The organism is Nitrosomonas sp. Nm33, assembly GCF_900107265.1.
Lineage (GTDB): Bacteria > Pseudomonadota > Gammaproteobacteria > Burkholderiales > Nitrosomonadaceae > Nitrosomonas.
In genome coordinates, this window is the sequence record NZ_FNPJ01000078.1 from 1 (window position 1) to 14,182 (window position 14,182).

Below are 14,182 nucleotides of genomic sequence, written 5' to 3' on the forward strand. Positions count from 1 at the left end.
CTATATCGTGTTCGGGGTAATTGTTCCATCTATATCCTCCATTCCATGTCTATATTTTATGAAACTTTGGACTCCATAAAACTCAGCATACCTCATCAAGCGTAGCGGTCGATGATTACCCCACGCAGCGACCATTTCCTCTACCCGCTCCTTAAGTTTTTTTTTCCAATCCTCGCACAGCGCAGCATCTCCTTGAGGATGAGCGCTATCCGGTGCCAGTTTACGCCAGCCATGGCGCCAGCATTCGATAAATCGTTGAGAGCGCTACTCGCTTACCTAGTCGTTCCTCTATTCTCTCTTTAAGCGGAGAGACAACTACCACTCCGCCTCGAGCCGCTCCTGCCAAAACTTCATCAAGAATTTTGGCTTCCTGTTCAAGCGTGGCAATCGCACGGTTACGGAGCGCCCGTTTCGTTCGAGGTGCTTCCTCCTCGCAGCGAGCAACTCTACAGTAGCGCGTGCGCATGCTACACGTCCATCTAATGGAACGTCCAATAGCCTTCGCCGTTTCCTCTAACGACATGCCCGGTTCCAAGGGCAGCAATACCGCTTGTGCCGCCCTCAACTCCTCTGCTGTTTTTGCTGTTCTCAATAATTCCCGGGCCGTTACTAATTGATCTATTCCACTTGCTTTTCTTCCCATGATTTTTTCCTCGTAATTCATGGCTATATTGTTTCATTTCTTCATTTTTCAATGCAAATTGGAATTAGATGAGGGGGATGGAATTTGCTCTATCGCAAATGGCAGGAAAGGTGCTAATTCCATTTCTAAATCAAAGATGACACGAAGGCGAGCCGCAGACAGTATAAATAATACGGCAAGGTGAAGCCGACAAAGTCAGGTTTGATTTAGAAATGGAATAAGACATGGAGACACTCAAAAGATGAGTTATAAAATTTATTCCAGATTTTCCATTAGAAAATTCTCCTGATGGAAAAAATCTGAAATAAATTAAAAGAATTTAAAATAGCAACAATCATCCTAAACCATTTTAAATTTATTGGCTTTGCATCAGATCAGCACTGAAGAGGCATTTAATATGAGGGGATGGGATATCAGGCGAGGTACATATTGTGTAGACATGAAATCTATATTATGGTGCCGATCTGACTGACATTGATCAGAGAGATGTGAATAAATCTACTGCGCACTCCAATCGCTGTGCTGAGCGGTACTCCCTTCTCACCCGTCTACTTGCTATGTGATTACGCTAGAACGCAGTCTCGCTAAAATTTCGTTTTATCGAAGCTCATCAGACTCGTTCTCTTGTAGCTGCGTTCCGCCCGCCTTGTGCTTTGAGTGCTTGCTCAGATTTTCTTCACAACCTCTGAGCAGCACCATTTTGCGAAACAGCACTTTGCGCAAGATTTCTATACCCACACCATCATACCCATCTCCAGTGGATGAGTCAGCAGCGGATGATAGGGATACATGCGCAGATAGTATTCCTGCATGCCGCATAACTCAGGCACATAATTCAGCTCAAACAAGTGCTCCTGCGTCTTGCTCATTTCCACAAAATCGAAACGGAAATGCTTGAAGCTGTTCAATCTTATGTTCTTGTATTGACGACAAATTAACAGTTCCACCACTACGTCATCAGGTTGCAAACCGTTTAATTTAGTTGCCACTTTGAAATTTAGGATATTGCCGAAATCAATCCGCTTAGACGGCGTATCCAGTCGCTGTAGTGAAACACCTCCCCACGCTGCGCTTACTTTCGCTTTCCAGGCAGAAACATTTTTGGCGTTCGCAAAATTATCCTTGGCATAATGCGCACCTTGTGCATGAGCGCGCGCATAAAATTTTTTGATATATTCATTCACCATGCGCGTCGCATTGTAGCGCGGCAACAGGGAAGTCATTGAATATTTAGCCATTTTGACCCATTCTGTAGAATAGCCGAATTTTCCGCGACGATAATACATGGGAATGACTTGATCCTGCAGAATCTCGTAAAACGACTGGCTCTCATCTTTGTCACGCAATGCTGCGTCAGTATCATCCGACACTGGTTTGACTGCCCAGCCATTTTTTCCGTCATAACCTTCTTCCCACCAGCCATCGAGCACGCTCAGATTGATTGTGCCATTGATCCCTGCTTTCATGCCGGAAGTGCCACTTGCTTCGAGGGGATAAATGGGGTTATTGAGCCAAACATCCACGCCAGCCACCAACCTTCGGGCAAGGCGCATATCATAACCTTCAACCAGCAATATCCGCCCTTCAAATTCCGGCAGTCGTGATACCTGGTTAATCCTTCGAATAAAATCCTGGCCAGGAATATCCGCAGGATGCGCCTTGCCTGCAAAAACGAGTAATACCGGCCGCTCTGGGTCGAGCAGGATTTTTCTCAACCAGTCGAGATTCTCGAATAACAAGGTTGCACGTTTATAAGTCGCAAAGCGGCGCGCAAAGCCCAACACCAGTGCACTGGGATTGATCGGATCAACCAATTTAAGAAGTCGATCCAGATGCGCCTCAGAGCCGCGATTGCGTCTATTCTGCTCAGTCAGGCGTGCCCGAATACCATAAAACATTTGTGATTTGAGTGTCTGCCGCATACTCCAGAACAGATGATCGGGAATTGTATCGACAAGTGACCAGAATTCATTGTCACACATTTTGTTGCGCCATTCATAGCCAAGATATCGATCGAATAGATCAGACCACTCTTGCGCTAAAAAAGTCGGTACATGTACGCCATTGGTGATATAAGTGAGCGGATTTTCCTCTGGCTCAATTTGAGGCCAGAGATCACGGCAAATACGAGCGGATACATCACCATGGATCTTGCTAACACCATTAAGCGTGCGTGACATATGGGCAGCCAACGCGGTCATGTTAAAGTCATCACTACCAGGCATATGCCCCATTACCATGAACTCTTCCCAGGAGATCTTTAGATCGTGACAAAATACAGCAAAATAGTCATGCATCATGGCCTTGGAAAAGTGATCATGTCCTGCGGGTACAGCAGTATGCGTAGTAAATACGGTATTGACCGCCACTGCCTCTACCGCGCTGGCGAAATCCAGTCCCTGCCGCACCAGATTGCGCGCCCGCTCCAGCATCATAAATGCCGCGTGCCCTTCGTTACTGTGCCATACGGTTGGTTTAATCCCCATTTCCTGTAATGCACAAACCCCACCCATCCCCAGAATGATTTCCTGCTCGATACGCATCTTTTTATCTCCACCATAAAGCTGATGGGTGATCAGGCGATCATTCTCGGGATTCTCCGGTAAATCCGTATCCAGCAAATACAAATTGACGTGACCTATGATGGCTCGCCAAACTTTTACCATCACCTTGCGTCCCGGCAAGGCGACTTGCACATGGACTTCTGAGCCATCATCATGCAAAGCTGGCTCCACCGGCAGAACTTCAAAATCTGAATCAGTATAAATTGCATGCTGATTACCCTGACCATCGATGGTCTGGAAGAAATAACCTTGTCGATATAGCAGTCCGACTGCAACAAATGGTAAACATAAATCACTTGCCGCTTTGCAGTGGTCTCCAGCTAGGATACCGAGCCCACCAGAATAAACTGGAAGACTTTCATGGAAACCAAATTCAAAGCAAAAATAAGCAATCCGATCAGGTGAACTGAAGCCTTCGATATGGTCGTAGCGTAAGGGTTCTGCATGATAAGCATCATAGGCTGACAGCACGCTGTTATAACTGGAAAGAAACGTTTGTTCAGATGCAGCTTTGTACAGTAACGACTCATCGACTCGCTTGAGAAAAGCTTTAGGATTATGCCCGACTGCTTCCCACAAACGTGGATCAATGCGAGAAAACAAAGTACGTGTTTCACGATCCCAGCTATACCAAAGATTATTGGCCAATTCTTCCATGCGGGACAGACGAGCGGGTATTTTGGGATTAACCGTGACAGTGAATGTTGTTTTGGTAATCATCGATTGTTCTCCTTGACAAGATAAATACTAAGACTGTCAAGCGCTGATAAAATGCTCACGATAATATTTTAATTCTTTGATTGAATCATAAATATCTGCTAGCGCTTCGTGCTTACTTTCTTTGTTCAGCCCCGCCATGATTCCGGGTTTCCAGCGTTTCGCCAACTCTTTAATTGTGCTGACATCCAGATTACGGTAATGAAAATAAGCTTCTAATTGTGGCATGGTGCGAGCAAGAAAGCGTCGATCCTGGCAAATCGAATTACCACACATTGGTGAGGTTGCAGAGGGAACATGATCTTTCAAAAAAGTAAGCATAATCGCCTCAGCTTGTACTTCTGTAATACTGGAAACTTTCACCTTATCAATCAGTCCAGATTTAGCATGAGTCGACTGATTCCATTTATCCATACCGTTCAGTATGGCGATCGGTTGTGACACTACTAATACCGGGGCTTCTGCTACCATATTTAATTGTGAATCGGTCACGACCAGAGCGATTTCAATAATACGATCGTGATCAGGGTTCAGACCCGTCATTTCCATATCTATCCAGATGAGGTTATTGCTATCTTGTGCCATAATGAGCTTTCTTGAATTTTAAGAAATTGATTTTGTCATATTGAAAACTACCCGTCACTTGATGAGGGGTAAGTGCTTGTGAACAAATCAGCATGACTTGTTCCGATAATTGCGATTTTTTTGTCGTAACTTTTTTTCGTTCTGTCGAAACTTGCTTTGTTCGTTTTAGCGAAACTCACTGCGCTCGTTTTCACAAGCTTTGAAAGTTAATCCATCATATTTTCTATGCTATTTTAATTATGCAAACTTTTACTGCTATATTTATTACTGCATTATTACTGACCACCTTCACCCAGCTATGGTTAGCAATGCGCCATATCCGTCATGTCCGCATCTATCGCGACCATGTTCCGCAAGATTTTGTCTCACAAATTGATCTTGTCGCCCATCAAAAAGCTGCTGATTATACCTGCGCCAGAACCCGTCTGGATTATCCCAGTACCTTAATCCATGTTCTTCTGCTATTGGTGCTCACGCTAGGAGGTGGATTCAATACCCTCGCAAACTTCTGGACGAACTGGTTTATCGATCCGATCCCTCATGGCATGGCGCTCATTATCAGCACGGTTTTACTGTTAAGTGTAATAGAAATTCCACTTAGTTATTACCGGACTTTTGTCATTGAGCAGCAATTTGGCTTCAACAAGATGACACCGGCTATGTTTTTTTCAGATCTCATCAAGCAATATACATTAGGTCTTCTGCTTGGTGCGCCATTGCTGCTCTGCATTTTATGGCTGATGGAGAAAATGGGTGATAACTGGTGGCTTTATGCCTGGCTGGCATGGGTAGCTTTCAATCTCTTCCTTCTGGCCGTTTATCCGACCTGGATTTCGCCGTTGTTCAATAAATTCTCGCCGTTAGAAGACGCTTCTCTCAAAACGCGTATCGAACAACTTTTACATAAGTGCGGCTTTGAATCCAGCGGTCTGTTCGTCATGGATGGATCACGCCGTAGCAGTCACGGCAACGCGTATTTTACCGGTTTTGGCAAAACTAAACGCATCGTATTTTTCGACACATTGTTGTCACGTCTTGAAGCGCCGGAAATAGAAGCGATCCTCGCACACGAGCTTGGTCATTTCAAACGTCATCATGTCATTAAACGTATCGTTTGGTCATTCATCGTGAGCTTGGCCTTTTTGTGGCTATTAGGTTATCTGATGCAGCAGAACTGGTTCTATCAAGGATTAGGTGTTTCTGTTGCATCCATTCCCTCAACGGCAATGGCGCTGTTACTCTTTTTTCTGATCATGCCGGTCTTCACTTTTTTACTGCATCCGCTGTCTAGTCTCTATTCACGTAAACATGAATTCGAAGCAGATGAATATGCAGCGCAGAATGCTTCCGCAGCTGATTTGATTCGTGCATTAGTGAAGCTTTATCAGGATAATGCAGCAACGCTGACGCCCGATCCACTCCATTCTGCATTTTATGATTCGCATCCTCCGGCTGCGATTCGTGTTGCACATCTCAAGAAATTCATTTCCGCATAGGTGTACTTATGACTGATATCTGTAATCTAACGAACAAGCAATGCAAACCCTGCGAAGGTGGCGTACCGCCTCTTACTTCAGAGGAAGCAAACAAATTGATGCAACAGCTGGAAGGATGGTCGCTTGCGAACAATAAAATCAGCAAGACATTTGAATTCAAAAATTACTATCAGACCATGGCATTTGTCAATGCAGTAGCGTGGCTTTCCCATCGTGAGGACCATCACCCAGACATGATGGTAGGCTATAACAAATGTCATGTTGAGTACATGACACATGCCATCAACGGGCTGTCTGAAAATGATTTCATTTGCGCAGCCAAAATTGATTGGTTATTTAAAATTTGAGCTCAAAACGTCCTTTCTCTAAAAAACTTACTCAGCCAGTCGTAGGTCAGGTCATTGCCACCTACGGCAGGCAATACGAAGTCGAAACAAGCAACGGTTCAGTATTAACCTGTGTCATGCGTGGCAAGAAAGGCGGTATCGCCTGTGGCGATCATGTTGAAATCCTGCCTACCACACCAGGCCAGGGTGTCATCGAAACTATCTTACCGCGCTCAAATTTGTTGTATCGCAGTGATGTATTTCGTCAGAAATTGATTGCTGCTAACGTTACCCAGCTCATTATTGTAGTTGCTGCAGTACCGAGTTTCAGTGAAGAATTAATCGATCGTTGTCTGATTGCAGCGGAAAATCAACATATCAAAGTGCTCATCTTGTTAAACAAAGCTGATTTGCTGGAACAGACACGTGCGGCTGCCACCATGCTATCGTATTACCAATTCCTTGGTTATCCTATGCTGTCCATCAGTGCCGCCCAAGATATTGCACCGCTTAGATCTTATCTGCAAGGTCAGATCAGTGTGCTGACTGGCCAGTCCGGTATGGGAAAATCAACTATCATCAACGCGTTGATCCCAGATGCTCGGCGCGCCACCATGGAAATTTCCACTGCACTCGATAGTGGACGGCATACCACAACACATACACGCCTCTATCATCTTGATGCGGAAAGTTGCATTATCGATTCGCCAGGTTTGCAGGAATTTGGCTTGCATCATATTGATAGTAGGGAGCTGGCAGGATGTTTCATTGAATTCCGCCCCTATCTAGGACAATGCCACTTCCATAACTGCCGGCACATAGCGGAACCGGATTGTGCATTGTTGCTAGCAGCTCAGAATGGGAAAATCAACGCGCGGCGTCTAGCTGTCTACCATAAACTGATGGTATCGGCAGAAAATCAGAAGGCGTGGTAAATCGCTTCACTTGTCATCAAGCTGACCCCATCAGCAACGATTGATAAATTTCAAGATATGCCATCGCACTGGCTCGCCAGCTAAAATCCTTGCGCATGCCATTTTTCTGCAACTGCCGCCAAACTGGCTTATTACGATAGGCTGCCACAACACGCTGGATACCAGCTAGAAATGCCTCGGGAGTCATGTCATGGAATTGAAAACCGCTAGCGCTGCCATCCGCCAGTGTGGCGGGTGTACAATCCACCACTGTATCGATCAGCCCGCCTGTAGCATGTACCAGCGGAGGCGTACCATAACGCTGGCTATACATCTGATTCAGACCACAGGGTTCAAAACGTGACGGCATCAGGAAGCTGTCAGCACCAGCCTCAACCAGGTGAGATAACGCTTCGTTAAACCCAATGTGCGCGGCAATCTTGCCAGGATAAGTATCTGCCAGCTTGACCACACGCTCTTCCAGGATGGCATTTCCGCTTCCCAGCAACACCAGTTGCGCCGGTATCTGCACAAGCTGCGGTGCAATCTCCAGTATGAAATCATAGCCTTTTTGTTCGGTGAAACGACTGATAGCAGCAAACAACAAAATATCGCTATCGACTTCGAGCCCTATGACTTGCTGGAGCGCAAGCTTGTTGGCCTTTTTAGCAGCCAGATTGTTGCTGGAATAGTTTTTGCTGAGATGAGAATCAGTGGCAGGATCCCATTCCATCGTATCAATACCGTTGACAATGCCATGAATATGCTGGCTGCGTGCAGCCAGTAACCCTTGTAAACCAAAGCCAAGCGGTGCCTGCTGGATTTCCCGGGCATAACTAGGACTGACTGTCGAGATACGATCAGCATAATAAAGCCCAGCCTTGATAAACGACAGATTACCGTAATATTCCACACCGTTCATATTAAAACTGACAGCAGGTAATCCTAGTTGAGCGACTGTATCTGGCGGAAAGCAACCCTGAAAGGCAAGATTATGGATAGTCATGATGGTAGCCGCTTTTTTTCCAGGATGAAAATGAAGGTAAGCAGGAGTCAGCCCAGTTTGCCAATCATTGCAATGTACGATCTCAGGAAACCAGGTCAGCGGGCTGGCATCACTTGCCAGAATGGCACCTATTTTTGAGAGCAAGCCAAAACGCAATGCATTGTCCGACCAGCCTTGTCCAGCGGTATCAAGATAAATTCCGCCTTCACGTTGATACAACACAGGGCAGTCGATGATGTATACCGGTACATTCTTCGAATGGTTGACTGACAGTTTGGCTGACCATAGCGTAGCAGGTGGAAAATGGAGTAGATCATTGAATTCTGCCACTTTTCGTTTGTATTTGAGTCCTGACATAACGGAGGGATAGCCAGGCAATAACAAACGAATATCTACGTTCAATTCACGCAAAGCAGCGGGTAATGCGGCGCTGACATCACCCAAACCACCGGTCTTACACAATGGATAGACTTCTGGTGTAATAAACAGTACTTGAAAACCATGACGGGAAGAAGGTGGCATGTTTGCTGAATAAACGGTTGCAAGTGCAGCGATTAAAGCCGTTCAAAAATCGCGGCAATCCCTTGCCCTCCACCTATACATAGCGTAACTAAAGCATAGCGCCCACCTGTCCGATGCAGCTCATAGACTGCCTTGATTGATAAAATGCAACCGGTTGCCCCAATCGGATGCCCGAATGCCACGGCACCCCCATTGGGATTCGTTCTGACTGAATCAAACCCGAGTTCACGTCCAACTGCACAGGCCTGAACAGCAAAAGCTTCATTGGATTCAATCACATCCATATCGGCAAGCTTAAGTCCGGCCCGACTCAGCGCCTGCTTGACAGCCGGAACCGGCCCGATCCCCATATAGTTTGGATCGACCCCAGCATGACCATAAGCAACCAGGCGCGCCAATGGCTTCAGATTCTTTTGCTCAGCACTTCGCGCATTCATAAGCACCATAGCGGCTGCACCATCGTTGATACCTGAAGCATTACCTGCGGTGACTGTGCCATTCTCCTGAAAAACGCTGGAAAGCCCAGCCAGTTTTTCCAGACTAATTTGCTCGCGCGGATGTTCATCGGTATCGAACAACGTAATTCCCTTACGCGTGGGGATTTCGATTGGCAGGATCTGCGTTTTGAAATAACCCTGCTTGATTGCCGCTATTGCACGCCGATGACTCTCCATGGCAAACTGATCCTGCTCTTCGCGGCTAATACCCCATTTCTTGGCGATGTTTTCAGCTGTCACACCCATATGAACTTGATCGAACGGATCAGTCAATGCGCCGACCATCATATCCACCGCCTGGCTATCTTTCATGCGCTGCCCCCAGCGAAGTGCTGGTAACAAATAACCTGCTCGACTCATCGATTCAACGCCACCTGCAACCGCGACCTCAGTATCGCCTAACAAGACCGCTTGAGCAGCGGATAGAATAGCTTGTAAACCGCTGCCACAAACTCGATTCAGCGTCAGGGCGGCAGTTGATTGCGGCAACCCTCCTTGCAGGGCTGCTACACGGGCAAGATACATATCGCGTGCCTCACTGTGGATCACCTGACCAAAAACCAGATGACCAATCTCAGCAGGGTCAACGCTCGCGCGTGCAACAGCTTCGCGCACCACCTTTGCTGCTAAAGCAGCAGGAGCAATATCCTTGAGCGCCCCGCCATAATCTCCAATTGCGGTGCGCACACCACTGAGTATCACAACCTCATGTGCTGGCACGAAAAATCCTTTCCAGAAAACTGCTTCTAAAGTACATACCTGGCCAGATCTTCACTCTGAGAGAGCTCTTTGAGACGCGAATCAACATAAACCGCATCGATGACGATCGATTCACCGCTGCGCTTGCTCGCGTTGAAAGAGATTTCTTCCAACAGTTTTTCCATGACGGTATGCAGTCTTCTGGCCCCGATATTCTCAGTTCTCTCGTTGACAAAATAAGCAATTTCCGCCAATCGCTTGATCGCATCCTCTGAAAAGCTCAGCTCAATCCCCTCTGTTTTCAGAAGCGCCTGATATTGCCGTGTCAGGCAAGCATCGGTATTGGTTAGAATCTGTTCAAAATCAGCTGCACTCAGACTCCCCAATTCAACCCGGATCGGAAAACGCCCCTGTAACTCGGGAATCAGATCGGAAGGTTTGGAGAGATGAAATGCGCCGCTGGCAATGAATAGGATGTGATCGGTCTTGATCATGCCATACTTGGTGGAAATCGTGGTACCTTCAACCAACGGCAATAAATCGCGTTGCACCCCCTGCCGCGAAACATCAGCACCCGATACTTCAGAACGGCTGGTGATCTTGTCGATTTCATCGAGAAACACAATGCCATTCTGTTCGACATTCTGCACGGCACGCAGCTTCAGCTCTTCGTCATTGATGAGACGGGCAGCCTCTTCATCGATCAGAATTTTTCTGGCCTCACGTATCGTGAGTTTGCGTGTTTTCTTTTTACCTCCTCCCATCGTCTGGAACATGCCCTGAATCTGTGAAGTGAGTTCTTCCATTCCCGGTGGTGCAAAGATCTCCATGCTCGCTTGCTGCATAGCGACTTCGATTTCTATTTCCTTGTCATCCAGCTCGCCTTCACGCAATTTTTTGCGGAATTTTTGCCGGGTTGCACCGCTATCCTCGCTCTCTGCCCGAAAATCGAGATCACGTGCAGGCGGTAACAAAACATCGAGAATCCGTTCTTCAGCACGATCTTCCGCAAGCGGACGCATTTTTCTGATTTCCCGTTCTCGCCCCTGTTTGATGGCAGATTCCACTAAATCGCGAATAATGGAATCAACATCGCGCCCAACATAACCCACCTCTGTAAACTTAGTCGCTTCCACCTTGATAAACGGCGCATCTGCGAGCTTCGCCAGCCGTCGCGCAATTTCTGTTTTGCCAACACCGGTGGGACCAATCATCAGGATATTCTTGGGCGTGATTTCATGCCGCAATGGCTCAGCCACTTGCTGTCTGCGCCAGCGATTTCTGAGTGCAATCGCAACGGCATGCTTGGCGCTAACTTGGCCGATGATATGCTTGTCCAGTTCGTGAACGATTTCCTGTGGCGTCATTTGTGACATAGTAATAGCTTCTTAGAAGGAATGAATCAAATTAATCGAGCGACTCGATGACGTGAGTCTGATTGGTATAAATACAAATATCACCTGCAATGGTGAGGGCTTTAGCAACAATCTCCTTGGCAGACAAATCCGTATTCTCCAGCAGCGCCCGAGCCGCAGCCTGGGCATAGGCGCCACCGCTGCCAATCGCAGCTAAACTTTGCTCAGGTTCAATCACATCACCCGCACCGGTGATAACCAGTGTAGCCTCCCCGTCGGCCACTACCAGCATCGCCTCAAGGCGCCGCAAAATACGGTCGGTGCGCCAATCCTTGGCAAGTTCAACCGCAGAGCGCATGATGTGACCTTGATGTTTTTCCAGTTTGCCTTCAAAACGCTCAAACAAGGTAAACGCATCGGCTGTTCCGCCAGCAAATCCCGCCAGAATCTTGCCATGATAAAGCCTGCGCACTTTGCGCGCGCTGGCTTTGGCAACGACCGCACCGAGCGTTACTTGGCCATCGCCCCCCAATGCAACTTGTTTGCCCCGTCGTACGGATACTATGGTGGTCATATCAACTACTCTGTATCTAAATAAAGTATTAATTATAACGCTGATTCAAAAGTGACACGTAGTTGAAATAATGAGAACCGCTTACTTTGGCTAAAATAATCAATTATTCCAGAGATGTGATAAAGCGAAGCCATCGATTTTTTAAAAAACCTCATAATTTACAAATAGTGACATTCTATTTCTCTGCATTTCTCCCTTTTCTTCACAAAAGTACAGAAGAACAATATGGCCTTATTCATGGCTCACAAGTCCTAACGAAATTAATTATTTACCGCTTTGTCTGAGCAAGACGGTGAATTTAATCATCGCTCTCTTATAATCGCTGAGAAATTGAGTAAGCAGGCGAATCTCGTGACTTCGCTCAGCTATCGCTTATCTATCTAATGTATCAATCTTTAATTCAACTTTCTTCTGCCCATCTCATTTCGCCCAACAAGTATTGCAGGAATTCCTATAGAGTTCGAAGTTGATTCTCATAGCGTACTAGCGCTCGTGCATGACAGTGACTGCTCAGCCTATGGCTGCGAGTTTGTATCCCTTGCTATGAAACTGGGCACAACTTTATGTACGATGGGTGCAAAACTAATCCAGGCTTTTCCCCATCACACCACTGGATTGACGGCTCAAATGTAGGTCTGACTATGACACGTACTTTCCTGATCGATATCATTCCATTTCTAAATCAAAACTGACTTTGTCGGCTTCTCCTTGCCGTATTATTTAATACTGTCTGCGGCTCGCCTTCGCGTCATTTTTGATTTGGAAATGGAATAAGACCCGCGACGAAAGCATGGTTCAAGCGTATTGGAGTGAGCACTATACGCTGGCCCAAGTAAGTGAACATTTTAGTGTGAGCTACGTGACTGTCAGCCGGGCGGTCAAACAGGCTGAAAAGAGGGAACAGGAATGTTAAGTGTAAGGTTTGACCCCGTGGTACATTTCCAAAATTAGACACAACTCCTTATTTCTTATCTGGATAGAGGGTTTTCGGACTGGCGCTGCGTATCATAAATGCACTTCATGCACCATACAATGACTGACACCTTTTCCTGCTGTACTGCCAGAGTCGGTGTGACTTCCAAAAAGATTCCTAAACCGATTTAAGCCTACCTTCAATGATGGGGAATACTTAAGTGCCTATCGTGAAGATCACCCGTAACGCCACAAGTGATGCGGGAAGCGCGGCGCTTGTGTTGGCGTCAGGTGCATCGGGGAGTTAGAATAATCATATACTATAACTCTTGAGTAAGTTCAGTTATAAATTTATTGTAGTCTTCGAGGAAATCAGAAACTTTCCATGTTGACTCATTTATAATCGTATACCATTTATGCATTTCATCAAGATCACATAAAAGTGATCCCTCTGTTGGGCCAATTCTTATTGCACCTACGTCGTCAGTTTGTAAAAATGGGCGTATGTAATTAACTGCGTCGATGGCCATCTGGCGCAATGTATTTTTCTTATTTTCAAATTTCTCGGTCTTGAATACAAATGTTGGATCGTCGCATAAGTCTATAAATACTTCTAACGGCTTAAGAAATTCTATTGTACAACCTTCACCAAAAGCGCTCCTTTTGAATCTTTGTAGCATATTTGGAGGAATGGCTTTTTTTAATCTATTAAAAGTCGTTTGATTCATTTGATTCAAATCGGGCTTGAGTTGGGGATAATGTCTGAAAAATACCTGATCATCGCTGGACAAATCAGCTGAAATATCTTCCCAGAATAAAAGGTCGACAGAAAATTTACCCGCAGCCTTTCGACTGGCAGAAATCTTGCGAACTGATTCTTGGAGCCGTGCGTCACGTGGTGACGTGGTGGCTATATAAAGTGTAGTGAGTGCCGGTTGAAAAGACTCAGCCTTTGTAATTTCTTTGGTTACGTCTGAGTCATCTAGTCCGCTGGGTGAATTCTTGCACTGAATACCAACAAGTTGTCCGTCAAGTGTTGTTCCGTATACATCAACGCCTTTTTGGCGTTGGCCTCCTCGCCCATTGCCAAAAAATTTATCTGTCTTCCAGCGGAGCTTTGCAGCCGAAAGTGTTATTTCTTGAAATTCTTCCCAGGATTTCGGGGACGGAATATGGGAGTTTGAGATTGTGGGCATATTGAGAGGATGGCAAATCTAAGAATAAAAAGGTGTCTACCATTGAATTTGTGGATGACACCCATTATTAAGAAGCGTAGCATAACTTATTGATGGGGGTGTGGCTCAAGGTGTCCGTTGTGGATAATTCCGACTAACTCGGCACTGAAATGCCGCCCCTGTCGTCCGCATCATCC

11 protein-coding genes are annotated in these 14,182 nt (G+C 46.2%); 3 read left to right on the forward strand and 8 right to left on the reverse strand.

Translation table 11 applies throughout. From position 1 onward, the window contains the following. Window positions 1-220: 220 nt before the first annotated feature. From BLV54_RS12755 to orn, 3 genes are all read right to left on the reverse strand, one after another. Window positions 221-643: a COG3415 family protein gene (locus BLV54_RS12755; protein ID WP_176969771.1), complete on the reverse strand. Its 423-nt coding sequence runs from the start codon at window positions 641-643 to the stop codon at window positions 221-223. A 728-nt stretch (window positions 644-1,371) separates the two neighbouring features. Next, the gene (gene glgP / locus BLV54_RS12760) at window positions 1,372-3,927 is read right to left on the reverse strand and encodes an alpha-glucan family phosphorylase (protein WP_090572033.1); all 2,556 of its coding nucleotides are present in this window, start codon (window positions 3,925-3,927) and stop codon (window positions 1,372-1,374) included. Between the two features lie 36 nt (window positions 3,928-3,963). After that, a complete protein-coding gene (orn, locus tag BLV54_RS12765) occupies window positions 3,964-4,509 on the reverse strand; it encodes an oligoribonuclease (protein ID WP_090572034.1) in 546 nt (181 codons plus the stop codon). Window positions 4,510-4,748: 239 nt separating this feature from the next. On the opposite strand from orn, the gene BLV54_RS12770 reads away from it, so the two are divergent. Genes BLV54_RS12770 through rsgA form a run of 3 tightly spaced genes read left to right on the forward strand, consistent with a single transcriptional unit; the run spans window position 4,749 to window position 7,266 of the window. Further along, complete coding sequence (locus BLV54_RS12770) at window positions 4,749-6,005, forward strand: M48 family metallopeptidase (RefSeq protein ID WP_090572035.1); 1,257 nt, start codon at window positions 4,749-4,751, stop codon at window positions 6,003-6,005. 8 nt (window positions 6,006-6,013) lie between these two features. Then, entirely contained in the window at window positions 6,014-6,352 is a 339-nt protein-coding gene (locus BLV54_RS12775) for a 4a-hydroxytetrahydrobiopterin dehydratase (protein WP_090572036.1), read from the forward strand. After that, entirely contained in the window at window positions 6,349-7,266 is a 918-nt protein-coding gene (gene rsgA, locus BLV54_RS12780) for a ribosome small subunit-dependent GTPase A (RefSeq protein ID WP_256329475.1), read from the forward strand. The genes BLV54_RS12775 and rsgA overlap by 4 nt, the downstream gene beginning before the upstream one ends. A 16-nt stretch (window positions 7,267-7,282) precedes the next feature. Here rsgA and glgA read toward each other — a convergent pair whose 3' ends face one another. The 5 genes from glgA to BLV54_RS16195 form a co-directional block, all read right to left on the reverse strand. Beyond that, complete coding sequence (gene glgA, locus BLV54_RS12785) at window positions 7,283-8,773, reverse strand: glycogen synthase GlgA (protein WP_090572037.1); 1,491 nt, start codon at window positions 8,771-8,773, stop codon at window positions 7,283-7,285. Window positions 8,774-8,805: 32 nt separating this feature from the next. Then, window positions 8,806-9,990 (reverse strand): acetyl-CoA C-acyltransferase family protein, encoded by a 1,185-nt coding sequence (locus BLV54_RS12790; protein WP_218132397.1) that lies wholly within the window; start codon window positions 9,988-9,990, stop codon window positions 8,806-8,808. Between the two features lie 26 nt (window positions 9,991-10,016). Then, a complete protein-coding gene (gene hslU, locus BLV54_RS12795; protein ID WP_090572038.1) occupies window positions 10,017-11,345 on the reverse strand; it encodes an ATP-dependent protease ATPase subunit HslU in 1,329 nt (442 codons plus the stop codon). 31 nt (window positions 11,346-11,376) lie between these two features. Next, window positions 11,377-11,898 carry an ATP-dependent protease subunit HslV gene (gene hslV, locus BLV54_RS12800; RefSeq protein WP_090572039.1) on the reverse strand — a complete coding sequence of 174 codons (522 nt, stop codon included), beginning with the start codon at window positions 11,896-11,898 and terminating at the stop codon, window positions 11,377-11,379. 1,232 nt (window positions 11,899-13,130) lie between these two features. Continuing rightward, window positions 13,131-14,006: a hypothetical protein gene (locus BLV54_RS16195; RefSeq protein WP_176969772.1), complete on the reverse strand. Its 876-nt coding sequence runs from the start codon at window positions 14,004-14,006 to the stop codon at window positions 13,131-13,133. Window positions 14,007-14,182: the final 176 nt, after the last annotated feature.

Bases quoted from the DNA above. Each gene is read 5' to 3' on its own strand.
- BLV54_RS12755 (WP_176969771.1), bottom strand. From the start codon at position 643: ATGGGAAGAAAAGCAAGTGGAATAGATCAATTAGTAACGGCCCGGGAA.
- glgP (WP_090572033.1), bottom strand. From the start codon at position 3,927: ATGATTACCAAAACAACATTCACTGTCACGGTTAATCCCAAAATACCC.
- orn (WP_090572034.1), bottom strand. From the start codon at position 4,509: ATGGCACAAGATAGCAATAACCTCATCTGGATAGATATGGAAATGACG.
- BLV54_RS12770 (WP_090572035.1), top strand. From the start codon at position 4,749: ATGCAAACTTTTACTGCTATATTTATTACTGCATTATTACTGACCACC.
- BLV54_RS12775 (WP_090572036.1), top strand. From the start codon at position 6,014: ATGACTGATATCTGTAATCTAACGAACAAGCAATGCAAACCCTGCGAA.
- glgA (WP_090572037.1), bottom strand. From the start codon at position 8,773: ATGCCACCTTCTTCCCGTCATGGTTTTCAAGTACTGTTTATTACACCA.
- hslU (WP_090572038.1), bottom strand. From the start codon at position 11,345: ATGTCACAAATGACGCCACAGGAAATCGTTCACGAACTGGACAAGCAT.
- hslV (WP_090572039.1), bottom strand. From the start codon at position 11,898: ATGACCACCATAGTATCCGTACGACGGGGCAAACAAGTTGCATTGGGG.
- BLV54_RS16195 (WP_176969772.1), bottom strand. From the start codon at position 14,006: ATGCCCACAATCTCAAACTCCCATATTCCGTCCCCGAAATCCTGGGAA.